This is a genomic window from Bradyrhizobium sp. Leo170 (genome assembly GCF_004296405.1).
Taxonomy (GTDB): domain Bacteria; phylum Pseudomonadota; class Alphaproteobacteria; order Rhizobiales; family Xanthobacteraceae; genus Bradyrhizobium.
In genome coordinates this window covers 1-22,571 of sequence record NZ_PSRR01000111.1, presented here as the reverse complement: position 1 = coordinate 22,571, position 22,571 = coordinate 1, and the positions used below count along the sequence as shown (strand labels likewise).

Here is a 22,571-nt window from a genome sequence, read left to right as displayed (position 1 = left end):
GGCGGACTCACATCCTCACGCTGTTTGAAATTTGAATCCGAACCTCTCCCCACGTCGTCCCGGGCTTGACCCGGGACCCATAACCACAGGATTTCGTAATGTGCTCCGCTGCAACCGCTTGCTCGCGCCACAACAACTCCCTGTGGTTATGGGTCCCTGCCTTCGCAGGGACGACAGTCGCTCGCCGTCGCCGTCCTCAAGTCGGCGCGTAGGCCACACGAAAATATCGGTCATCGCGGGCACCTTGCGGCAAGCTGCAAACCGCTGCCGGGCAGTTCGTAGCCGCCGCCTCGGTGCGATATTGCGGCAGACGACCGTCGAGCGAATAGACCACGCAAAGCGCGAGGCTGGCCCAGACGGCCGCGCTGAAATAAAGCGACATCCAGGCGATCTCGTCCTTCCAGTGCTCGAAGTCGTGCGTCACGACCCAGCGCGTGCTCACGTCATGAAGCCCCTCGAGAAAACCGAGAAGCTTGCTGCCATCGGCGAGGCCGGCCTGCCATCGGCTCAAATACATCGGGACGTCGATCGTGATGAGGAAGGCGAGATAGCCCGCAATTCCGACGATCGTGACGATGAGGGCGATGCGAACCGGGCCGTTGAATTCAGGCAGCAGCCGGCAAAGGCCAACCCCCACAACGAAGAAGGCGATCGCCCATATCGAGTTCTCGATGGCATTGCCCAGATAGTTGGTGGACACCACGGCGTACCATGAGAAGCACTCGGCAATGAGGATCAGGGGCACGATCAACTGCGCGGCGTTCAACGTGGTGTCAGCGCCGGTCATCCCGCCCAATTGGTTGAGGATGATCGCCCACTGCACCGCAAAGCAGATCTCGGCCACGGTCGCCACCGATCGGCCAACGAAGACGCTCGATAGCCAGGTGTCGACCAGGCAGATCCGCTGAACGTCCGCGCGCGGCAGGAGCGACCTGAATGCGCAGCCAAAGACATAGGCCGCGGAAAGCAGGAACATGGACTGGGTGCTGGAGCTGCTGACTAGGCCGCCCGAGGGAACTTTGTGAAACTCGCCGTACAGCAAGAACCAAAGCGCGATGTTGGCGCCGCTGATAAGGGCCAACAGACCCCACCAGCGAACCACTGGATTTGGCCGCGCCCGCCACTCCATACTCATGGGCCCTGCTCCCGCGTAGTCGAACTGACATGCAACGGTAGCAATCCTGTCACAAATCGCAACCCATTGCGACGGGCTGACGGAGGGTTGACGCTTCTGTGACACGGTCGGCAGCGCGGCCCCGTCTCTTCACGAGACGGACGGCGCAGCGGATGCGTTCAGCCAACCTTAGTGTGACAGTCGCAGGGCGGGCGCAGGAAACGCCGGCGCCCAGTTCAGCGCCAGCCGCTGGCCGATCACGATCTCATCGGTCGACATTTTTGAAGCGACTGCGTTGCGGAACCGTGCATAGGCATCCCGCTCGCGCCCGCTGGTTCGGGCCGCCGCGAGGTTGAGCCACTTATAGGCGAGGACGAAATCCTGCGGAACGCCGTGGCCCTTGTCGTACAAGAGGCCAAGCATGGCTTGCGCGAATGGATTACCCTGGATGGCAGCGCGGGCATAGAGATCGGCGGCGGCGTCATAGGCTTGCGGCGCGCCGAAGCCGTGCTCATACATGAAGCCGAGCAGGCCGAGCGCGGTTGCATTCTCGCGTTCGGCCAGCGGTGCAAGCTCTCGGAACGCGCGAATGTAGTCGCCGCGATGGAACGCAGCGGTCCCGCGCGACAGACTGCTGGCGCCGACCGGCGCGGCGGCAGTTGAAAGAGCAATGGCCAGCAGCGCGAGGAGAAATCGGCGCGCGGCGCGGATGCTCAGCATTCTGTGGTCCTGCTTAATGGAAGCTGGTCGTGATTGCGGCGTTGGTCGGGGTCGTGGCAATGCTGCCGCGCAGTTTCGATCGGAGTTCTTCCGCCACGACGTGAGCGTCGGAGCCGTCGCGGATGATCTGCGGGCGGATGAAGATGATCAACTCGGTGCGCTGGGTGCTGTTGCTCTGGTGTCCGAAGGCATCGCCAAGGCCCGGAATCTGGTCAAGCACCGGGATGGCGCTGCGTGTGCCGTTCTGCTGTTCGCTGATCAGGCCCGCCAGCAGCACGGTCTGACCGTTTGCCACCGAGATCTGGCTCTTGACCCGCCGCTCCGACACCGTCGGCGTCAGGCTGTTCGCACTGGCTGCGGGCACGTTGCTGATCTCCTGCTCGACGTCGAGCCGAACATTGCCATTGACGCTGATGCGCGGCGAAACCCGCAGGATGATGCCGGTGTTGCGATAGTCGATCGTGTTGACGACGGTGTTGTTCGTCGTCAGCACCGTCGCACTCCCGGTCGACACGGGGACGACATCACCGACCTGCAGCGTCGCCACCTGGTTGTTGATCACCACCAGCGACGGATTGGAGAGCACTTTGACGCTGGTGACCGCATGCAGCGCATCGAGGATCAGGCTGGGCTGGGTTTCCGACCCGATCAGGAAGTTGAAGCCGGGGAAGGCCCGATTGATGAAAGCGTTGGTGACCGATCCGGCGACGGTGGCCGCGCCGGTCGTCGGGTCGGTAATTGTCGTCGGCGCCGCGGTGGCCTGGATGTTGAGAACGGAGCCCGTGTTCGGCTTCAACCCGACATTCCGGCTCGTCAGGTAGGCTTGCACGCCATAAGACAACGTATTGTTCAGCGTGACCTCGGCAATCGTCGCATCGATCGCGACCTGCAACTGCGGTTGGTCGATCTGTACCAGCGTGGATTCGATGATCCGGTAGTTCGCCTGGTCGGCGTAGATCAGCAGCGTGTTGTTGACGGTGTCAGGCGTGATCCGCACGTCCTGCATCATGGGCTGGCCGTTTCCGGAACCGCGGCCGCTGTCGAGCGGAGCGCCACCGCCGTTTTGATTGGGACTGGCAGGCTGCGCGCCGAGGCCCCCGTTGCCACCGAGGCCGGGCGTGCCATTCATGCTCAGATTGCCGCGCGAGGCAAAGCCGCCATTTGTGTTTGATCCCAAGTTGCCGTTGAGCGAGAGGCGATCCCCGGCGCTTGAAGTTGCCGCGATTCCGGAACCCGGCGCGATCTGGCTGTCGGCGCTCTCGGCCACGCTCGACGACGATCCGCCGAGGAACATATCCGTCAACACCCGCGCGATCTGGCGGGCATCGCCGAACTTGACGCGATAAACGTGGACAGTGGTCCGCGCGGTATCGTTTCGATCAAGCCGCTTGATCCAGGTCGCCGCCGTGCGAAGCATGTCCGGCTTCTTGGTCACCACCAGCACCGCGTTGAGGCGGGCAATCGGCAGGAACTTGATGATGTTCTGACTGAGGCCGTTCTCGCCGGAATCGACGATCTTCTCCATCTCGGCGATGATCGGCGCTGGCGAGCCGCTCGAGATCGGGAATATGCCGACGGATTGGCCGCGCATCCAGTCAACGTCGAAGCTCAGCACCGTATCGACCGCGGTGCGGCGCTCGGCGCCGGTTCCTTGAATCAGGATGAGATTTCGTGTCGTATCCGCGCGCACGGCGCCGGCTTTGGTGGCGAAGCTGTCCATCAGCTTGAGCAGGGTTTGCGCCGACACATATTGTAAGGGCACGACCGAGACGCCGAACCCGGGTTCGGGATTGCCGCTTGCCGTATCGACCCGGCCGCCGCCGACCGCGTCGCCGAGTGGCGTAAGCCGGTAGCCGGTCGTATCGCGAAGCAGCACGACGCCGCTCAATCTCAAGGCATTTTCCAGCACGAACACGATGTCCGACTTCGGCACTGGACGGACCGACACCAGGCTCACCGTGCCCTGCACCCGCGGGTCGATGGTGTAGCCGACATGCAGTATGTCGCCGAGCACGACCTTGGCGACGGTCGCAACCGGCGTGTTCTCGAAGTTCAGATCGAAGCCGTTGCCGTTCGCTGTCGGCTGCAGCCGCTCGTCCGACACCGCCGTGACTTCGGCTCCCTCATACATCGCCGCGCGAACACTGCCATTCTGAGCGCCAGCGGCGCCCAAGGCGTTCACGGGTTGCGATTGCCGCGGCAACAGATCAAGCGAGCGTACCTTGTCGGAGATGTCGACTTGAGCCGCATCCACGCCTCCGCCAACCGTTGCGGAATTGCAGGACGCCAACAGCCCCAGCGACAGCAATGCAAAAGCGGCGGCAATGCCGCCGCGAATCCGTTGGTAGCGGCCCAGCTTGCCTACGCGCACCATAACTTCTTGCCAGTTCCGACTGGAGGATGTTCGACAATCCGCCCCTGTCCCCTCGAATTATTAGCGAGCGAACATGACAGAAATAAATTGGTTGCGTGATTGTTGCCCTGGCTACCATTCTGCGATGGACGCCGAAGCATGAGAATGAGGCAGCAATTCAAATCGGGGAGGGCAGTCTCAAAATTTTCTTTAGCGATGAGCAAACGCCGCATTCGTATGCCTGTCATACTTCGGATCGATAACAACACGCCTGACGTCTGCGCTGCTCCAAACCAATGTGACGGATAAGACGAAATGGCCAGCGATCGGTCCTCGCAGTTCGTCGACTACCTCCGTCAGAACAAGCATTTGACGCCGGTTGATGGTGAGACAGATCCGGCGGGACAGAGCGGCTCCGATCGCCGTCACCACAAGATTTGGGAGATCACCAATCTCTCGCCCGCCGAGTTTGCCGACGAGGCTGCCCGCTTTTTCGAGCTCGGACGCATGACCCTGCAGGAAATGATGTCGGCCCCGCCGCTGGTGGCGTCGTTCTCGCAGCGCTTCCTGCGCGAGACCATGGTTTATCCGTGCACCACCTCCGATGGAACAATGATGCTCGCGGTCGTCGATCCGACCGATCAGGCGACGCAACGCGCGGCGCAGATCGTGCTAGGCACTGCCGTCGCGATCAAGATCGCAACCTCGGAGGACGTTGCCGTCGTCCTCGATCAACGGCTGAACGTCGATGACACGGACGCGGCCGGACCGGCGGCAACGCTACCGCGCGATGACGACATCGAGAGCCTGCGCGATCTTGCGAGCGGCGCGCCGGTGGTTCGCGCGGTCAATGATCTGCTTGAAAAGGCCGTTGAATTTCGCGCCAGTGATATCCACATCGAGCCGTTCGCTTCCAGCCTCGTGGTCCGCCTGCGCATCGACGGCCTGCTTCGGCCGGTGGCGGCGCTATCCGGCGTGCTGCCGCAAGCCGTCATCTCCCGCATCAAGATCATCGCCAATCTCAACATCGCCGAGCGTAGGCTGCCTCAGGATGGTGCGGCGCGGTTGCGGGCAGGGCGTACCGACATCGACATCCGCGTCGCGATCATGCCGACGCAGCACGGCGAATCGGCCGTCATTCGCATCCTGCCGAAGGATCGCGGATTGCTGGTCGTGGAAAAATTGGGATTCTCCGCGCCAGACGAAAGCAAGCTGCGGCGGCTTCTCGCATTGCCGCACGGCATGATCGTCATCACCGGTCCGACCGGTAGCGGCAAGACGACGACACTTGCCACGATCCTCTCGATCCTCAATGAGCCGACGCGCAAGATCCTGACGATTGAAGATCCGGTGGAATACGAAATTCCCGGCGTCAATCAATCCCAGATCAAGCCCGCGATCGGCCTGACCTTTGCTACCGCACTGCGCTCGTTCGTGCGCCAGGACCCGGACGTGATCATGGTCGGCGAAATCAGAGATTCCGAGACCGCACATGTCGCGATCCATGCCGCTCTCACCGGCCATCTGGTGCTGACGACGCTGCATACCGAGACGGCGGCCGCGGCGGTGCCGCGCCTGCTCGACCTCGGCGTCGAGGGCTATCTGCTCCGCTCGGTGCTGCGCGGCGTGATCGGACAGCGTCTTGTCCGGCAGCTATGTGAACGCTGCAAATCAGGACGGACGCTTGGGCCCGCCGATTTTGCCGAGGATCCGCGGCTTGTCGCATTCGAGTTCCGCGCCGGTGAAACGATCCAGGAGCCTTGCGGGTGCGAACGTTGCGGCGGCACCGGCTATCGCGGCCGGCTTGGTGTTTTCGAGCTGCTCGAAGTCTCCAACGAATTGCGCGAACTAATCGGGGAGAAGACCGACGGACTGAAGATCGATGCGATGGCGATCCGCGCGGGGATGACGACAATGCTCGACGACGGCATCGCCAAGTGCCGCGCCGGGCTGACGTCGCCTGCCGAAATTCTCCGCGTCACGACCATGCGGTGACCACGTGCCGAATTTCCGCTACCGCGCCCTGACCCAGAACGGCGAGATCGTGAACGGCACGATCAGCGCACCGACGGCCGCCGAGGTCGCGCGCCGGATCGAATATCTGCGGCTGCTGCCGATCGAAACCATCGAAGACAAGCGGGCGTCCCACAGTTCGGGAGGTCACGGCCTGTTCGGCCGGCCGAGTGCTGCCGAGATCACCACGTTCACACGCGACCTTGCGCTGCTGCTCAAGGCCGGCGCGCGCCTCGACGATGCCCTCGAACTGCTGTCCGGCGATGCCGATGTGGGACGGATGCGCCCCGTGGTGGCGAAGATCCGGGCGGCTCTGCTTGCCGGCGAGAGTTTCGCCGATGCGGTAGCCGATCATCCGAACTTGTTTCCACCGATGTATGGTGCGTTGGTGCGCGTCGGCGAAGTCTCCGGCACGCTCGATTCCGTGCTGGAAATGCTGGGCGCGGAGCGCGCGCGTTCCGAACAGATGCGGCGGAAGCTCACTGACGCCATGCAATATCCCGCCTTCGTACTGGTTGCGGCGTCGGGCGTGATGCTGTTCTTTCTTCTGTTCGTGCTGCCGCAATTCTCGACCGTGCTCGGCGATTTCGGCGCGAAGTCCGACACGGCGCTCGCCTCCTTCATCCAGTTGTCCGATTTCCTGCGCGCCAATGCGACGGCAGCCATGTTGATCGCGGCTGTGGTCATCGGGGTCGTCTGGTGGCTGTTTCGCCAGGCAAGCGTGCGCGCGGCAATGGTGAACGGGTTGTCGCAGCTCCCCCTTATCGGCAATATCTTTCAGTTCTATCGCGCCAGCCTGTTCTGCCGCAATCTTGGTGTCCTGCTCGGCAGCGGCGTCAATCTCACGGCCACCTTGCGTATCCTGGTCGACATCATGGCGGTGACAGGAAGCGAAGCGAGCTGGACGGCCGCTGCCGATCGCGTCCGGCATGGCGGGAAGTTGTCGGAGGCGCTTGCCGTTGCCAACAGCCTGCCGCCGATGGCGGTCCGCATGCTTCGGCTTGGTGAAGAGACGGGGCAATTGCCGGTCCTGGCGGGACGGGTTGCCGAATTCTACGAAGCAAAATTGCAGCGCAGCCTTGACCGTATCGTCGGCATCGTCGGACCGCTTGCGATCATCACGATCAGCACGGTCGTCGGCGGATTGATCGTGTCGGTCATGACGGCGCTGCTGTCGGTCACGCAACTTGTCGGTTAAGAGCAAGGGTTACATCATGATTGCGCTCAAGAGTATTTCTGAATTGCTCGTCACTCGCTTGGATCAAGGCGCCGCCCGCGAGAGACGCGAGCACGCCTATCGCGGTCAAGAGGGTTTCACGCTGGTCGAGATGTTGGTCGTGATTGCCATCATCGGTCTGATCATGGGCTTGATAGGTCCGCGTGTGCTCAATTATCTCAGCGAGTCCAAGGTCAAGGCCGCGCGCATCCAACTGCAGAGTTTCTCGAGCGCGCTCGACCTGTTCTATCTCGACGCCGGCCGGTTTCCTTCGTCTGCTGAAGGTCTTGCCGCGCTCGTGCAGCGGACGCCGGGGCTTGCCGCCTGGAATGGGCCGTATCTGAAGGGCGGCAATGTCCCGAAGGACCCCTGGAATCACGCTTACGTCTATCGGTCACCCGGCGAGCATGGTCCCTATGACATCGTCTCCTATGGCGCCGATGGCCAGGAGGGTGGCAGCGGCAATTCCGCCGACATTTCCCTCGAAAAGACGACAGCCTCCCGAGATGAATGACGTCACGCAGCGCGGTTTCACCTTGCTGGAGATGGTGTGTGTGCTCGCCATCATCGCATTGCTGGCTGCCGTGCTGCTGCCGTTCATCCCACGCCAGACGTCGCGGTCGCGTTTGCAGGCCTATGCGTTGCAGACCGCGACGCTCCTGAAAGCCGACCGCAACGCCGCCATCAATCGCAATACCAGCATTGCGACGCTGGTCGACGCGCCGAGCCGCGTGATCCATTCCGGTTCGTCGCGATCGACGGTCCGCATTCCCGAGGACGTACGCTTCGATGCGCTGTTGCCGCAAACCTGCCAACGGCAGGCTGCGCTGTCGACCATTCGCTTCTTCGCCAACGGCAGTTCATGTGGCGGATCCATCGCGCTGACGCGGTTCGACGCCGGCTATGAGATTCGCGTCAATTGGCTTACCGGAAGGGTCGAGGTTGTTTCCCGTGACACCGCCACCAACTGATCGCCCCGACGCGGGCTTCACGATCATCGAAGTGCTGGTGGCGCTGGCGGTGGTGGCCGTGTCCATTATCGCGATCGGCACCGTCATGGCCGGCAACATGCGCGGCGTGCGGGCGCTGGAGCAGCACGTGGCGCTGATGCAGGCGGCGCGCACCTTGATGACGGTGGGCGTTCCGCCTCGCTCGGAATTGCAGCAGGGCACCTCGACGGGTCAGGCCGAGGGCTATCGCTGGACCATCGACGTCAGTCCGCTTGGCGACGATTGGAATGTCCCAGGCGCCAATGTGCCATGGACGGCCGAACTGGTGAGGATTCGCGTCAGGTCGCCCACTGGCGCGCTGTCCGATGTTCGGACCGTGCGCTTGATGCCGAGGCCATCAGAATGAGCCCGGCATCGGCAACGCGGCGCGCACATGAGCGCGGATTTACGTTGATAGAGACCATCGTCGCGCTGGCGCTGATGGGGCTGCTGCTGTCGGCGCTCGCGACCATCACCGCGCAGTGGCTGCCGAACTGGAACAAGGGATTTGGCCGGATCCAGCGCAGCGAACTGACAGGCATTGCGCTCGAGCGGATTGCCGCGGACCTAGCCGCTGCCGAATTCGTTCCCGCCAACCGCGACTCGCGCCGGCCGCTGTTCGACGGATCGGAATTGTCTGTCATGTTCGTGCGAACGGCGGTAGGCCCGAACGCCGGGCCAGGGCTCGATGTGGTGCGTCTCGGCGAAACCAAAGATCGCGGCGAGTTCGTCACGGTCCGCTCGCGGGCGCGCTTCACGCCGTTGCCCGTTGGGCTGTCGCTGTCGGAACAAACGCATCTCGGCGACCCGGTGGTGCTGCTGCGCGCGCCCTTTCGTCTGTCATTCGCCTATGCCGGTCCCGATCACGTCTGGAAAAGCACGTGGCGAAACGCGGACCGGCTGCCGGCGATGATCAAGCTGACGGTGCGTGATGCCGCGAGCCAGCGCGTGCTGTCGGTCTCGACGATCGCGCCGGTTCATGTCCAATTGCCGAGCGATTGCACGAAGCCGGACGGCAAATGCGACGACAACAAGGGCAACGCGCAAGGCGCTGCCGAGCCGGGAGGACGTGATGACAGCGATCGGCGCACGTAACCGCTCAGGCGAACGCGGCTTCGTCATCGTCGCCGTGCTTTGGATTCTGGCGGCGCTGTCGTCGCTCGCAATGATCTTTGCCGCCTATTTATCGGCGTCCACGCGGGCGATCGCCGTCAACGAGACCGCGCTGCAGACCGAGGCGCTGGTATCCGCCAGTCTCGAGCTGACCGCCTACCAACTGGCGTTGGCGGACGAACGCACCAAGCCGCCGAACGGAGCCTTTCACTTCCGGATGGATGATGCGAACGTCCAGGTCGCCTTCACTTCGGAGGCCGCCCGCATCGATCTGAATCTCGCTCCGAAGGAGATGTTGGCCGGCCTGTTTACCGCGCTCGGCGCCGGCAAGGATGCGGCCCTCGAATATGCGGATCGGGTCGTCGGCTGGCGAACCCGGCCCGTTCCCGGCAGCGCCAACGAGGAGGAAGCGCGTTACAATTCGGCCGGCTACTCGCCGCGGCAGGCTCCGTTTGTCCATGTCAATGAATTGGCGCTGGTCGTAGGCCTGCCGGCCGCGCTGGCGGAGCGTGCGCTGCCATTCGTGACGGTGTTCAACGGATCTCCCGATGTCGATCCGACGATCGCGGCGCCGGAGGTCATCGAGGCCATGCCCGAAAAATCAGCGAACAAGCAAGATCCGCTCGGGGGCAGTTCAGCCCCGCCGAACGCGGCCCGACCGGCCTCACAGCCGCCCGATGCGGCGAAGAAAGACGCTTCGACCGCAACGAGTCCTTGTTATCGCGTCGAGACCACGATCCGTTTTCGCAATGGTCGCCGCACCACCTCGGAGGTCGTGATCGCCATGGGCGACAAGGCCGAGCCCTATCGCGTGCTGTCCTGGCAGGAAGACATTGCACCGCGAAACGTCGTTTCCCGCCGCGGGAGCACGTGATGGCGATGATCGCGCAGAGCAGGGAGTGGTTCGAGCAATGGATCGCGGCGGTTGCCGGTGCGGTCGACGGCGTCGCGGACAGGCTGGTGCGTCAGCGCCGCATCCAGCTTGACGAGAATGCAGACGGCACATTCACCGCGAGCATGGCTGCATCGAAAGACAGCCACGCTCCGACAATTCTCGCCTTCCGTATTCAGCACGGCACGCCAGAGCCGCCATTGCCGGCGCAGTGGAGCGCAGCCTTTAAGGGCAGCCGTGTCGAGGTACAATTGCCGCCCGACTATGTCACGACTCGTCTGCTCGACTTCCCAGGGCGGGCGGCCGACTTTCTCGATGGCATGATTCGCTCCCAGGTCGACCGCCTGACGCCATGGGCCGCAAGCGAGGCCATCTTCGGCTGGAGTTCGCCGGTTCCAGTTGCTGACGATCGGATCGAAGTTGCCTTCAGTGCGACCTCGGCGTCGAAAGTCGATCCGTTGGTGCAGTTGGCCGACAGGCTGGGCGCTGCTTCCGTCTCTATCCATGCGCCGGCCGCAGGCGGCAGCGGCGCGCCGATCCGGGTGAAGCTGCTCGACAAGCGGCTTCGCAGCATGGCGGGGCCGAATGTGCCGCGCCTGTTGCGCGTCGTCCTGATCTCGACCGGCATTGCAGCCGCTGCGTCGCTGTTCCTCAGCATCTATCTCGGCGGTTCGCTGCAATCTGAACAGGAGGATATCCAGCGGCAGATTTCGCAGCGCCGCGCGGCATTGCGGGTTGACGCCAATGGCATGGCATCCGGAATTGGTTTGTTGGCAAAGCGCAAGCAGACCACGCCATCGAGCGTGATGGTGCTGGAAGCGCTCTCGCGCGTGCTGCCCGACACGACCTATGTGACGGAGCTGCGCATCGAAGGCGACAAGGTGCAGGTCGTCGGCATGACCCAGGACGCACCGTCGCTCATTCGCCTGATGGAACAGTCGCCGCAATTCACCCGCGCCACATTTTTCGCACCGACGACCCGCGCGGCGAACGAGTCCGGCGAGCGCTTTCACGTCGAGGCCAATATATCAGCGTATTTTGGATCCGGCTCATGAACGCGTCGGCCAGGTCATTGAAGGCAATCAGCACCTCGCCGTTCGTGGCAGCCGCAACCTATGTCGGACTACTGATCCTGCTGCTGTTCGTGGCCGTATCGTCGCTATCCGATCTTATCGGTCAGCGTAACGAACTCGCCGCGTCGTCGGCGATGCTGGCGCAGTTGGAGGGGCGCACGCCCAGAGCAGGCGGGGGGCCCGGTGAGACGATGCCGGCGGGCTCGGCCTATCTCGAAGGCGCCACGGTCACGGTTGCCGGCGCGACGCTGTTGCAGCGCGTGGCGGGTTCGGTGACGAAATTCGGCGGCAACGTATTGTCGACCCAGCTCGATGTTCCCAACACGCCTGCGAAGGCCGGCTTCATCAGCATGGTCGCGAGTTTCGAAATCGAGCAACAGCAACTGCAACAGGTGCTTTACGACCTTGAGGCCGGCATGCCGTTCTTGTTTATTGACCAGCTCGTCGTGCAGACCATCCTCGATGGGGCGAAAACGAACTCGGGCGAAGGCCCGGGCAAGCTGCGCGTGCTGCTGGGCGTCTCCGGACAGTGGCGGGGGGCCAAGTAATGCGTTTGGCAGTCATCGTCATGAGCTTCGCGTTGTCGGTCCAATCCATGGCGGCGGCCGCGCCTGATGCATCCGGCGATGCACTTGATGCTGGGCTATTGGATGACACGCGGCTGGGCGGACCCGTCCTGACATCGCCGCCACCTTCCGAACCGGTCACGACGGTGCGCACGGTTCCACCACCGGCGGCGCCGGTCCGGCCACTCAGTGCCAATCCGTTGTGGGGCATTCCGCTGACGCAACTGTCCAACACACGCGAGCGTCCGGTGTTCTCGCCCTCACGGCGACCGCCGCCCGTGGCCGTCGCCGAGCCTGTCGTCACCAGACAACCTCCGCCGCCGCGGAAGAAAGAGGCCGAACCTCCGCAATTGTCGCTCGTTGGCACCATTGCCGGGGACGACGAAGGCTTCGGCATTTTCCTGGATCAATCAACCAATGCTGCGTTGCGGCTGAAAGTCGGCGAAGATTTTCAGGGCTGGAAGCTGAGTGCGATTCGCGGCCGGGAGGTCACGATGGAAAAGGACGAACAGGGCGCCGTGCTTACACTGCCGCCGCCAGGTGGCGAGGGGGGTGGTGAGGTCCATCTCGTCCCGGTGAGCACGATCAGAACGCCTTTGGTGACGCGGCGCTAGAGTTTCGATTTTGATTGAGTCAGAACCGAAGCTCTGGATTCTTGTTTCGACGCGTTTCTTCAGGCGAACCGGTATCCACCCTCGGATCAAGTCCGAGGGCATGCTTCGCTCCAAAACGCTCTCACTAGTTCATGCTGAGCCATCGCTGGAAGGCCGGCGTCAGCAGCAGGCCGAGCGCCAGGAACGGGCCGAATGGCATCGATGTCTGGCGCTTCATCTGGCGCCCGGCGAGTTGCAGGCTGCCGGCCGCCGCAAGCGCACTCAAGGTGGCAATCAACAGCAACGTTGGAATGCCTGTCATGCCGACCCAGGTCGCCGCGGCTGCGAGAAATTTGACATCGCCAAGCCCGAGCCCCTCGGCTTGTCGCAACAGAAAATAGAGGCGCCGCAACAACAGGAAGACGACAGCAATCGCGGCAGCTTCGCCGAGCGCCTCGAAGCCGTCTGTCGGGTTCCCGAAGACAATGGCTTGGGCAACGCCAAGGACGGCAATCGCAAGATTCAACCCATCCGGAATGATGCCGTGACGAAGGTCGATCAGTGCCAGCGCGCAGCACATCGCGCCAAGGGCAACGTAGAATCCGAGGAACTGCACAGCTTCACTGGCGATTGGCATGAGCGCTACGATGAATAACGAAGTGTGTGAGTGCTTACCACAGAATTTCGTTCGTGCTCAGCAGCTCAATTTTCAAGCAACCGGCACAAGCAGGAGCGGTCTTTCGAGAATGTGATCGTCGGAAAAACTCTTCACAGCAGAAAACCGCAACGTGCAATCAGCCTGTCACAAAACCGCATAGGAAGCTGACAATATTTCCCGTCGCTGCGAGCGATAGCTGATGCGTGAATGACGGTGAATAAAATGCGAGTGGCGACATGCCTTGCTTTGCTGGTGATGTTGAGCGGTCTGCGTTCCGCAGACGCTAGCGTCCTTGATGAAGGCGCCGAGCGCTATCGGCCTTACATGATCGAAGGCATTGATAGCGCGTTGGCGGGTGCGCGAGCACTGCGTGAAAGGGCTGCAGTAGGGGATCTCGCGGGCGCGAAGAAAGCCTGGATTTCGGCTCGCGCCGGCTGGGAGCGCTCCGAAGTCTTTACGACCGGCTTTGTGCCTGAGCTTGACGCGAAGATCGACGCCTGGCCGAACGCCGACAGTGGGTTCCATGCCATCGAAGCGAAACTGTTCGGCGCAGGCCAGACCGACGTCGACAAAGATGCTGCCGCGTTGGTCGAACATCTGAACGATCTGCACGTCAAGCTTAAGGACATGCAGCTCACGCCCCAGGGCCTGCTGGATGGGACGGCGCGGCTCGCTTACGAAGTCGGGGAAAGCAAGGCCGATGGTGGCGAGTCTCGCATTAGCGGCACCTCGCTCGATGACATGCGTAACAACATCGCCGGCATCGATTTCGCCTATCACACGATTTTCTCCGCGGCCCTCAACACGGCGGACGGCAAGCTCGATGAAATGGTGACGAATCGAATCGAGCTGCTTGAAGCGATTGTCGCGGCGCCCGACTTGCCGCATGTCGATATCCCGCGGTTGCGACGCGCCAGCGAGGAACTGGTGGTGGCGCTGCAGACTGCTTCGGCAAAGCTTGGACTGCAACGGCCGACGCTGGAGGCCCAGGTGCGATGAATTCGCCTTGGCTGCGGCTGACGGCGCTTGCGTCCGGTCTGCTTGTCGTCGCGTCGCTTGGACGCGCGCTGGCTTTTCCCGTCGACGGCAATCAGACTGTTCTGCCGACAAAAACCGAGCTGAACGAGGATGCGCTCGACAAGCCGCGCGAGGTGTTTCAATCCGAACGCACCGGTGCGAAATCGTACATGGTGAATCTCGGCGACCTCGCGTTCAATTCGCCGGCAATCCTGGGCGAGGTGGCACGGCAAGCCGGTGTGAGCTGCGGCACCTGCCACGTCAACGGCGTCGGCAACGCCAAATTCTTCATGCCGAAGATGTCGACGCGGCCCGGAAACTTCGATGTCACCGGCCCATTGTTCAATCCGAAGGCGAACAATCTCGTGCTCGATCCCGTGAGGATTCCGAGCCTGCGCGGTGCGCGCTATCTCGCCCCCTACGGCAGCGACGGGCGATCGGCTTCGCTGCGCGACTTCATCCGCAATGTCATCGTGAATGAGTTCGCCGGGCCCGAGCCGTCGCCGACGATCATCGATGCCATCGTCGCCTATGTTCAGGACGTCGACTTCCTGCCCAATCCGAGCCTCGGTCCCGGCGGCCGGCTGGTCGGCAATGTCAGCGAGTCCGAACGTCGCGGCGAAGCCTTGTTCTCCAAACCATTTCCGCATGATCCCGGCTTGAGCTGCGCTGGCTGTCATGTTCCGTCGGCTGCCTTTGTCGACCACCAACAGCACGACGTTGGTTCCGGCGGTCTGTTCAAGACGCCGACCCTGCGCAACGCGGATTTCAACGCACCCTATTTTCACGACGGCCGCTTCGACAGCTTTGATCAGGTCGTCGATCATTTCGACCGGGCATTCGATCTTGGCCTGTCGTCGCAAGACAAGCGCGATCTCGTGGCCTATCTCACAGCGGTTGGAGATGGCGTGCAGCCCTATGAGCGCGACGGCGCTGGCGCGACGCTGAAGGAAATCAATGACTTCAACATGGTGCTCGCGACCGCGATTCCCTCGGGCGATAAGGCGATTGTCGCGCTTGCCGTCGACACCATAGGCCCGGAGTTGCGCGAGCTCACTGAGCGATATCCTGATCGAAAGAACACCAGCGTGTCGGGCGGCGCGCAGCAGCGCGTCATGGCGCGCAACAGTCTCAAGGAACTCGTCCTTATGCTGCGGCGAATCGATATCGCCGTAAGCGAAGGCCGCAGTGCTGACGCCGCGACTGAGTTCAGGAACTATCGCTATCTCATGGCCGCGGCTGTCCCCGCGCTGCTCGCGGGTGCCGAACGATGGTCGCTGTTCAACCAAGATGTACATGATCAGCACTACGCGGCGCTGCGCCAGGTGATGCAGTCGAAACATCTGTCTCAGTAGAGCATGATCCGGAAAAGTGGGCACCGGTTTTCCGAAAAAGATCATGCTCAAACAAAGAGCTAAAGCGAGATGACGATTCGAAGAAAAGTCATCTCGCTTTAGGCCACTGCTGCGAGGCACGAATTCGCCTCCGCAGAAATCCTCGCGCGATCGCATCGCGCGCATCACTTCCAACAATTCTTGTGCGCTGTCGTGCGATGCGAATGGCATCGGTCGCGATGCATGCATCGTCGCCGCAGATGCAGCGCAGAGAAGTTTTTGAACGAGTCAAAATTTCTCGCGCGCTTTCACAGCAACGATAAGTGTGCGTCATGTTGCCGCATTAGACGATGTGTCGCCAACCACAACCTTTGGAGTCGATAATGACTTTCAATCATAAGAAGAACTGGCGAACCACCACGGCACTTTGCGTCATCTCAACAGTCGCTGTCGCAACGGCCGCCTATGCAGCGCATTATCCCGGCGGACGAAGTGATTGGGACAAGCGCTCGCATCACAATCGTTTCGCCCATGACGATCAGGGCGACGATCACGACGGGAACGGTCACCACGGTGACAACGGTCACGATAACAATGGCCACCATGGCGACCACGGTGACAAAGACAATGATCCGGCAGACAAAGTGAAGACCGCGTCGCCGATCAAGCACGTCATCATCCTGATCGGCGAAAACCGCGGGCTCGACCACACGTTCGGGGTGTACAAGCCGAAGGGCAGGGGACAGACGATCTCCAACCTGCTGTCGAAGGGCATCGTCAACGAGGATGGATCGCCCGGTCCGAATTTCGCGCAAGCCCAGCAATACTCGGTCGCCGCGCAGTCCTCTTTCTATATTGGTGCGCCGACGATCGCGAAGTCGCCCTACAGTGCGACCAATGCGATGCCGCAGCCGAACACGGCGGGCACGCCGACCGGGCAGAGCGATACGTCACCTCCGTTCAAGACGATCGCCGAAGCCAGCGTCGAGAAGGACATGGATTCGAGCGATCTCGATATCCTCACGACCGGTTTCAGCGGCCTGCCGACTGGCGCGCTTGATACCCGCGTTCCCGGCGCTGGTCACTTGACCGGACCGTTCGCGCTGCAGGGTGAGCAGATCAGCGACGACGACTACACCGGCGACACCACGCATCGGTTCTATCAGGACTGGCAGCAGGAAGACTGCAGTGCGGCCAGCGCCACGAAGGCCAACAACTCCGGCTGCCTCAGCGACCTGTTTCCGTTCGTGATGGCGACCTACTCGACGTCCAACAAGAGCATGGCCAACTCGATGGGCTTCTACAATGCCCAGCAGGGGCAGGCCCCGATCCTGAAGATGCTGGCTGATCGCTTCACCCTGGGCGACAACTTCCACCAGTCGTTCCATGGCGGCACCGGCGCCAACCACTTCATGCTCGGCACCGGTGACGCGGGCTTCTGGAGCGACGGCAAGGGCAACCCGACCACGCCGCCTGCAAACCAGATCGCAAACCCGAATCCGGCGTCCGGAACGGTGAATCGCTACACGGTGGACGGCAACTTCAGCGATTGCTCGGACGTGTTCCAGCCCGGCGTCAAGCCGATCGTGACCTATCTGAACAATCTGCCGTATGCGGCCGAGCCGAACTGCAAGCCCAACCACTACTATATGCTCAACAACACCGATCCGGGCTATCTGCCGAACGGTGCGCTGGCGGGCGGAAGCAGCATGCCGCCGTCGTCGGTGCGGACCATCGGCGATGCCCTGATGGAGAAGAAGATCTCCTGGGCCTTCTATGGTGGTGCGTATAACGACGCCGTGGCGCTTTCGAACGCCGCGGTTGCCGCCAACCCGACCAATCCGGATCTCACCGCGGCTGCGCTCGCCGATCCGGCCCACGCGCTCGGTGCGGCCTACTGCCAGATCTGCAATCCGTTCCAGTATGCGACCTCGATCATGGCCAACCCGACCGTGCGTCAGGCTCACATCAAGGACACTGCCGATCTGATCACGGCGATCCAGAACAACACCCTGCCTTCGGTGTCGTTCGGCAAGCCGGATGGTCTGCTCGACGGCCACCCGCAAAGTTCGAAGGTCGATCTGTTCGAGGCCTATGCGCTGAATGTCCTGAACGCGCTGGACAACAATCCGGAGCTCAAGGCGGAGACCGCGGTGTTCATCACCTGGGACGAAGCCGGCGGCTACTGGGACTCGGGCTATATCCAGTCGATCGATTTCTTCGGCGATGGAGCGCGTATGCCGATCCTCATCCTGTCGCCCTATTCGACCGGCGGCAAGATCTACCACAACTACGGCGACCACGTTTCGCTGCTGAAGTTCATCGAACGTAACTGGAGCCTGCAGCCGCTGACGAACCGCAGCCGGGACAATCTGCCGAACCCGACATATTCGCGGAACAACGAATATGTGCCGACCAACAGCCCCGCGCTTGCTGACATGTTCGATGCGTTCGACTTCAGCAAACCGGTCACGCTGTCCTATACCGAATAACTGAACAGCGTTCCAAGAACGACAGATCTGAAGATGGTGCCGATCGAACCGATAGTTCGGTCGGCACCACCGCATTTTTTTGCGCCGCGCCGAGGTTTTCCGATGGATCGAGACCGGATGACTACGTTGGGGAACAAGAGGCTGCAAGCATGCCTGCTTGCCTTGGTCGGTTCGGCGCTCGCCGGCGTTTCAGCATCGGCGCAGCAGTTTTCCGCCGACCTTGTCACCAGGCAGGGTGAGAAGGTCGTGCGGGTGGGAAGCCTGCGCGTGTCTGAAAGCAAAGTGAGGATAGAGACGACCGATTTCGCCGATGGCTTCTTTCTGGTCGATGGGGCAAAGCCTGCGGCCACTTTCGTGCGGCCGCGTGCGAAGGTGTTCATGGACGCGATGCAATCAAGTCCGCTTACGCAGATGTTTGTCCCGGTCGATCCCGACGAGCCCTGCCGGCAATGGCGGGCGATGGCATCGCTGGCGGCGCCGGTGGATCCCGATAGATGGCATTGCGGGCGCGACGGGGAAGGAACAGTAGGAGATCGCAAGGCGGACATCTATCGGATCGTCGCGGCTTCCGGCGGCGGCTTTGTCGGATGGGTCGACCGGGAGCGCAAGTTTCCGGTGCAGATCGAGACCGTGGACGGGACGATGATCGCCGTCGAGAACATCCGCGACGAGCCGCAGCCGGCACAATCGTTCGAAATTCCCCCCGGCGCGCGCAAATTCGATCCGCGGGCGTTGATCGATCGCATCCGGCAGAGCGACGTATGGGTCGCTCCGCCTGGCGCGGAGTGAGCGGCTACTGCGATTGCTTGGCTGTCGATTGCAGCATCCGTCCAAGCGCCGCATAGTGCGACTGGTGAATATTGGCATTGAACAGCGACCAGGGTTCGGCCTTTTTCAACGCGACCGGGACGTCAAAGGTCGCGAGCATCGAGAAAGTCTCGTATTCGGCCATGGCCTCGTCGAGATGGCCGGCAGCGACCGCAAGATCAATCCGGCGCAGATTGAGCACCAGGTCCTTGACGGCGGTGCGTGCCGCGAGCCGTTCTTCCTGACCCCCGACCGAAGCATACCTGATGTCCGGAATATGCTCGGTCAATTCACGCAGCTCGGCGCCTACGCCAGTGACCGCCAGCGAGACCACGGTTGTATCCGCGGCGGGAATGGCCAACTCGAGGACGCTCGCCAGTTCACGCACTTCCTTCATCCGGATCGCCACGCCGTCCTTGTCGAAGGGGCGGTCGCCGTCGCCGATCGCGGTCAGATAGGCGACGAGGTTCTGCGTGTCCTGCGATGAGAGACCGAGATCGAATATGCGGTCGAAATGTCCGACCACTTCTTCATAGGTATCGTACCGGCCGTCGTGGAAGTAGGGCGCGTTGAAGTTGGCGTTGAGCAAGGTCGGTGTCTTCACCAGACCGCCTGAGCCCACGTCGTGGCGGGCCTGGTCGGTGAAGACACCCGTTGGAACATGGCAGGTGGCGCAGTTGAGTTGGGGTTGGTGCGGAAACGGCTTGAAGAACAGTTGCTCGCCGTGGCGCTCGGCAGCACTCGCCTGTGCGGTAAGCATGCCGCCGGGCGCGAGCCTGGGATTGGGTAGAAAATCGATGTCGTTGATGTAGGCGACAAGGCCGTCCAGGACGGCATCGCTCGGTCGCGGCCCCTGAAACTCATTGACGATCACATTATATATGAAGTCACGCAGCGAGGTTATGCGGCCGTCATGCCCGTAAGGCGCCAGGAAGCGCGCGCCGCGCAGGCTGGGGATCCGGACCGGATCGAGAATGCTGTTGAATGCCTTTGGATTGAACATCAGGCTGGTGGTGTCGAAGGTGCCGGGGCGCGAGGAGGCACCGGGAACGAACAGCTTCGGATTCGATGTCCCGTTGACGTGACAGGTGCCGCAGCTCATTTCCGCCTGTCGCGCCTTGCCGCCCAGGATGGAAGGCGAGTTGAATGCGAGATCGCCAAGGTTGACCAAATAGGACTTGTGCCCGCCCATGGCCTCCGAGTGGAACAGTTCGCGCGGCTTCGCCAGCGCTTCCTCGGAAAACTCCGTCCCGCTCGGCAAGACCGTCTGATCACCGCCCAGCGGAAACGCCTCTATCTGCAAGGGGACGAGCACCGCAACTAGCGCGATCAGCACAATCAAAGCGCACGAAGTGATGCGATGCGTGGCAGTCGCACGATTTCGGTGCGAGCGGCACGCAAGAATGTCCTTGGTCATCACGACAAAGCCCCTGCAGCAATTTAGTTGGGCGGTCTGTGAACAGCAGATGTCGCACAGATGACAGTGTCCCTGCTCGCGAGACCGCAGCAGGATTGGATAGACAAAACTTGTCGTCGGTTTGATGACACTCAGATGGCAGAGCACACCTCGATATCCGTCTAAGAATGGCGCTGAGGTCTCAGCGTGTGCGCGACTCTCACATTGTCGGAAAACAGTCATCGGATCGAAATGTGCGGCAGTTAGCCTCACTTGCGTTTCATTCCATCTTTGCTCTCAGGGGAGAAAACCATGCGGCTTTGGGGAGCCATTCCCGCGCTCACATTGGCTGTTGGTGCGATCGCTGTCGCGCCGGTGGCCAAGGCAGAGAATCTCGTCGACAAGATCGTCGACCAGTTCAAGCACAACAACGGCGACGACTTCAGACATCATGATCATGACCATGATCATGGTCACCATGATCGGGACGATCTGCTGAAGGCCTACAAGCATGTCGTAATTATCTATCAGGAAAATCACAGCTTCGATAATCTCTACGGCCACTGGGGCGACGTCGGCCGTGACAACATCAACGGCGTTTCCGACGCCGATCAGCCGCACACGCTGCAGGTCCGCCAGGACAGCAAGACGGTCTACACCTGCCTGTTGCAGAATGACGTCAACCTGACCTCGCCCTCGCCGTTGCCGACGAGCTGCACCGACAACGGAAGCTCGGTCGCCATCCTCAGCGCCTTCAAGAACAAGCCGTTCGAAATCAACGACTTCATTCCGACTTCGGCAACCACCTGCCCGAAGCCGATCGGCGCGTTCGCGGCTCACGGCTTCCTCAACGGCACCGGCTTGCCCGGCGGCTGCACGGAAGACATCGTGCATCGCTTCTACAGCGAACAGTATCAGATCAATGGCGGCCGGCAGAACCGCTACATGACCGGCAGCGATGCTTCGGGTCTTGTGATGGGCTATTACGACACCAAGAAGCTGCCGATCTACCGCTATCTGCACGATCGCGGCGCGCCGAATTACGTGATTGCCGACAGCTTCTTCCAGGGCGCCTTCGGCGGTTCGTTCCTCAATCACCAGTTCCTGGTCGCGGCCGCCGCTCCGCAATTCGTCGGCGCATCCAACGACGGCAGCGCCACCGACCTGCACTCCATCGTCGACGCCAACGGCATGCCGACCAGCACGCCGCTTTACACCCCGCTCTCCACGGTGAAGGATGCGCAACTGACCGCCAAGTGCAGCCAAGCCGGTCTGCCGACCGGGCTCGCCTGCGGCGACTATACCGTCAACACCACCCAGCCGTTCTATCAGCCTTATTCGCCCGGCACGGCGGATGCCCGGCGCCTGCCGCCGCTCAACACGCCCAACATCGGCGATCGGCTGTCGGCCAAGCGCGTCGACTGGGCCTGGTATTCGGGCGGCTGGTCGAACGCCAATGGTGACGTCGGCGCTTCGGGCTGGACCAACGGAAACGGCACCACCTGCACCGATCCGAACCATCTGCCCACGGCGGTCTTCCCCAACTGCGCCGACGTGGACTTCCAGTTCCACCACCAGGCGTTCAACTACTTCGCCAACTACGCGCCCGGCACGAAGGCCCGCAAGGATCATCTGAAGGATGAGGCGGAGTTCATCCAGGCGGCAAAGAACGGCAGGCTGAAGGATGTCAGCTTCATCAAGCCGATCGGCGAAGAGAACGAGCATCCTGGTTACGCCAGCGAGGCCGAGGGCAGCCAGCATCTGGTTGATCTGGTCAAGGCGATCACCGAGGGACCGGATGGCAAGGACACCCTCATCGTCATCACCTATGACGAGTTCGGTGGTCAGTGGGATCACGTCCCGCCGCCGCCCCACAATCGTCGCGGCGACGACGCGAAGGCTGCGGACCAGTGGGGACCCGGCACCCGTATCCCGGCGCTCCTGATCTCCAAGCGCTTCGAGAAGTCGGGCGTCGCCCACGAGGATTACGATACGACCTCGATCCTCAAACTGCTCGAGAAGCGCTTTGATCTCGATCCGGTCGTGACCCGGCCGGTGCGCAGCCTCTCAGTGGCGCTCAAGGCCGGCGATTCCGATCGGCACTGAAGACAGTCTGGAAGACGAGCTGGCCCGCATCTCCATCAGGTGCGGGCCAGTTGATTCAAGCTCTGTCGGCGCGATGGATTCTCTCACGCCTCGCGACCCCGTAGGATGGGTTTCGCTGC

The 22,571-nt window shown here is 62.0% G+C and carries 20 protein-coding genes; 15 read left to right on the top strand and 5 right to left on the bottom strand.

The genetic code is table 11. The annotated features are described in order from the left end of the window. Positions 1 to 196 precede the first annotated feature (196 nt). The 3 genes from CWO89_RS19730 to gspD all read right to left on the bottom strand — a co-directional run bounded on the left by CWO89_RS19730 (position 197) and on the right by gspD (position 4,208). Complete coding sequence (locus CWO89_RS19730; protein ID WP_245476402.1) at positions 197 to 1,135, bottom strand: hypothetical protein; 939 nt, start codon at positions 1,133 to 1,135, stop codon at positions 197 to 199. A 168-nt stretch (positions 1,136 to 1,303) separates the two neighbouring features. Next, entirely contained in the window at positions 1,304 to 1,834 is a 531-nt protein-coding gene (locus CWO89_RS19725; protein ID WP_130580409.1) for a tetratricopeptide repeat protein, read from the bottom strand. A gap of 13 nt (positions 1,835 to 1,847) precedes the next feature. Continuing rightward, positions 1,848 to 4,208 (bottom strand): type II secretion system secretin GspD, encoded by a 2,361-nt coding sequence (gspD, locus tag CWO89_RS19720; RefSeq protein ID WP_165421245.1) that lies wholly within the window; start codon positions 4,206 to 4,208, stop codon positions 1,848 to 1,850. Between the two features lie 294 nt (positions 4,209 to 4,502). Between gspD and CWO89_RS19715 the strand changes: the two genes are divergently transcribed. The 10 genes from CWO89_RS19715 to CWO89_RS19670 are packed head-to-tail and all read left to right on the top strand — an operon-like array spanning position 4,503 to position 12,663. Further along, positions 4,503 to 6,182 (top strand): GspE/PulE family protein, encoded by a 1,680-nt coding sequence (locus CWO89_RS19715; RefSeq protein ID WP_130580408.1) that lies wholly within the window; start codon positions 4,503 to 4,505, stop codon positions 6,180 to 6,182. 4 nt (positions 6,183 to 6,186) lie between these two features. Further along, positions 6,187 to 7,398, top strand: coding sequence for a type II secretion system F family protein (locus CWO89_RS19710; RefSeq protein ID WP_130580407.1), 1,212 nt, complete (start codon positions 6,187 to 6,189; stop codon positions 7,396 to 7,398). Positions 7,399 to 7,414: 16 nt separating this feature from the next. Continuing rightward, positions 7,415 to 7,930: a type II secretion system major pseudopilin GspG gene (gene gspG, locus CWO89_RS19705; protein ID WP_245476401.1), complete on the top strand. Its 516-nt coding sequence runs from the start codon at positions 7,415 to 7,417 to the stop codon at positions 7,928 to 7,930. Further along, positions 7,923 to 8,387 carry a type II secretion system protein gene (locus CWO89_RS19700; RefSeq protein WP_130580406.1) on the top strand — a complete coding sequence of 155 codons (465 nt, stop codon included), beginning with the start codon at positions 7,923 to 7,925 and terminating at the stop codon, positions 8,385 to 8,387. Before gspG ends, CWO89_RS19700 begins: the two co-directional genes overlap by 8 nt. Next, positions 8,368 to 8,772 carry a prepilin-type N-terminal cleavage/methylation domain-containing protein gene (locus CWO89_RS19695; RefSeq protein ID WP_245476400.1) on the top strand — a complete coding sequence of 135 codons (405 nt, stop codon included), beginning with the start codon at positions 8,368 to 8,370 and terminating at the stop codon, positions 8,770 to 8,772. The genes CWO89_RS19700 and CWO89_RS19695 overlap by 20 nt, the downstream gene beginning before the upstream one ends. Next, complete coding sequence (locus tag CWO89_RS19690) at positions 8,769 to 9,500, top strand: PulJ/GspJ family protein (protein ID WP_130580404.1); 732 nt, start codon at positions 8,769 to 8,771, stop codon at positions 9,498 to 9,500. Before CWO89_RS19695 ends, CWO89_RS19690 begins: the two co-directional genes overlap by 4 nt. Next, a complete protein-coding gene (locus CWO89_RS19685) occupies positions 9,478 to 10,392 on the top strand; it encodes a type II secretion system minor pseudopilin (RefSeq protein WP_130580403.1) in 915 nt (304 codons plus the stop codon). Before CWO89_RS19690 ends, CWO89_RS19685 begins: the two co-directional genes overlap by 23 nt. After that, complete coding sequence (locus tag CWO89_RS19680; protein WP_130580402.1) at positions 10,392 to 11,465, top strand: PilN domain-containing protein; 1,074 nt, start codon at positions 10,392 to 10,394, stop codon at positions 11,463 to 11,465. The genes CWO89_RS19685 and CWO89_RS19680 overlap by 1 nt, the downstream gene beginning before the upstream one ends. After that, positions 11,462 to 12,031, top strand: a complete 570-nt coding sequence (gene gspM / locus CWO89_RS19675) for a type II secretion system protein GspM (protein ID WP_130580401.1) — start codon at positions 11,462 to 11,464, stop codon at positions 12,029 to 12,031. Before CWO89_RS19680 ends, gspM begins: the two co-directional genes overlap by 4 nt. A 47-nt stretch (positions 12,032 to 12,078) precedes the next feature. Next, the gene (locus CWO89_RS19670; protein ID WP_245476399.1) at positions 12,079 to 12,663 is read left to right on the top strand and encodes a hypothetical protein; all 585 of its coding nucleotides are present in this window, start codon (positions 12,079 to 12,081) and stop codon (positions 12,661 to 12,663) included. Between the two features lie 124 nt (positions 12,664 to 12,787). Here the strand turns inward: CWO89_RS19670 and CWO89_RS19665 are convergent, their stop codons facing one another. Next, positions 12,788 to 13,279, bottom strand: a complete 492-nt coding sequence (locus CWO89_RS19665; RefSeq protein WP_130580399.1) for a prepilin peptidase — start codon at positions 13,277 to 13,279, stop codon at positions 12,788 to 12,790. Positions 13,280 to 13,507: 228 nt separating this feature from the next. Here CWO89_RS19665 and CWO89_RS19660 point away from each other — a divergent pair, with 228 nt between their 5' ends. From CWO89_RS19660 to CWO89_RS19645, 4 genes are all read left to right on the top strand, one after another. Then, positions 13,508 to 14,299 (top strand): EfeM/EfeO family lipoprotein, encoded by a 792-nt coding sequence (locus tag CWO89_RS19660; protein WP_245476398.1) that lies wholly within the window; start codon positions 13,508 to 13,510, stop codon positions 14,297 to 14,299. Beyond that, positions 14,296 to 15,672: a cytochrome c peroxidase gene (locus CWO89_RS19655; protein WP_130580398.1), complete on the top strand. Its 1,377-nt coding sequence runs from the start codon at positions 14,296 to 14,298 to the stop codon at positions 15,670 to 15,672. Before CWO89_RS19660 ends, CWO89_RS19655 begins: the two co-directional genes overlap by 4 nt. Positions 15,673 to 16,034: 362 nt before the next feature. Further along, positions 16,035 to 18,143: an alkaline phosphatase family protein gene (locus tag CWO89_RS19650; RefSeq protein WP_130580397.1), complete on the top strand. Its 2,109-nt coding sequence runs from the start codon at positions 16,035 to 16,037 to the stop codon at positions 18,141 to 18,143. Between the two features lie 117 nt (positions 18,144 to 18,260). After that, complete coding sequence (locus CWO89_RS19645; protein WP_130580396.1) at positions 18,261 to 18,932, top strand: hypothetical protein; 672 nt, start codon at positions 18,261 to 18,263, stop codon at positions 18,930 to 18,932. Between the two features lie 4 nt (positions 18,933 to 18,936). On the opposite strand, the gene CWO89_RS19640 is transcribed toward CWO89_RS19645, so the two are convergent. After that, positions 18,937 to 20,286: a cytochrome c peroxidase gene (locus CWO89_RS19640; RefSeq protein ID WP_245476397.1), complete on the bottom strand. Its 1,350-nt coding sequence runs from the start codon at positions 20,284 to 20,286 to the stop codon at positions 18,937 to 18,939. A 372-nt stretch (positions 20,287 to 20,658) separates the two neighbouring features. On the opposite strand from CWO89_RS19640, the gene CWO89_RS19635 reads away from it, so the two are divergent. Then, positions 20,659 to 22,452, top strand: a complete 1,794-nt coding sequence (locus tag CWO89_RS19635) for an alkaline phosphatase family protein (RefSeq protein WP_130580394.1) — start codon at positions 20,659 to 20,661, stop codon at positions 22,450 to 22,452. Positions 22,453 to 22,571 lie beyond the last annotated feature (119 nt).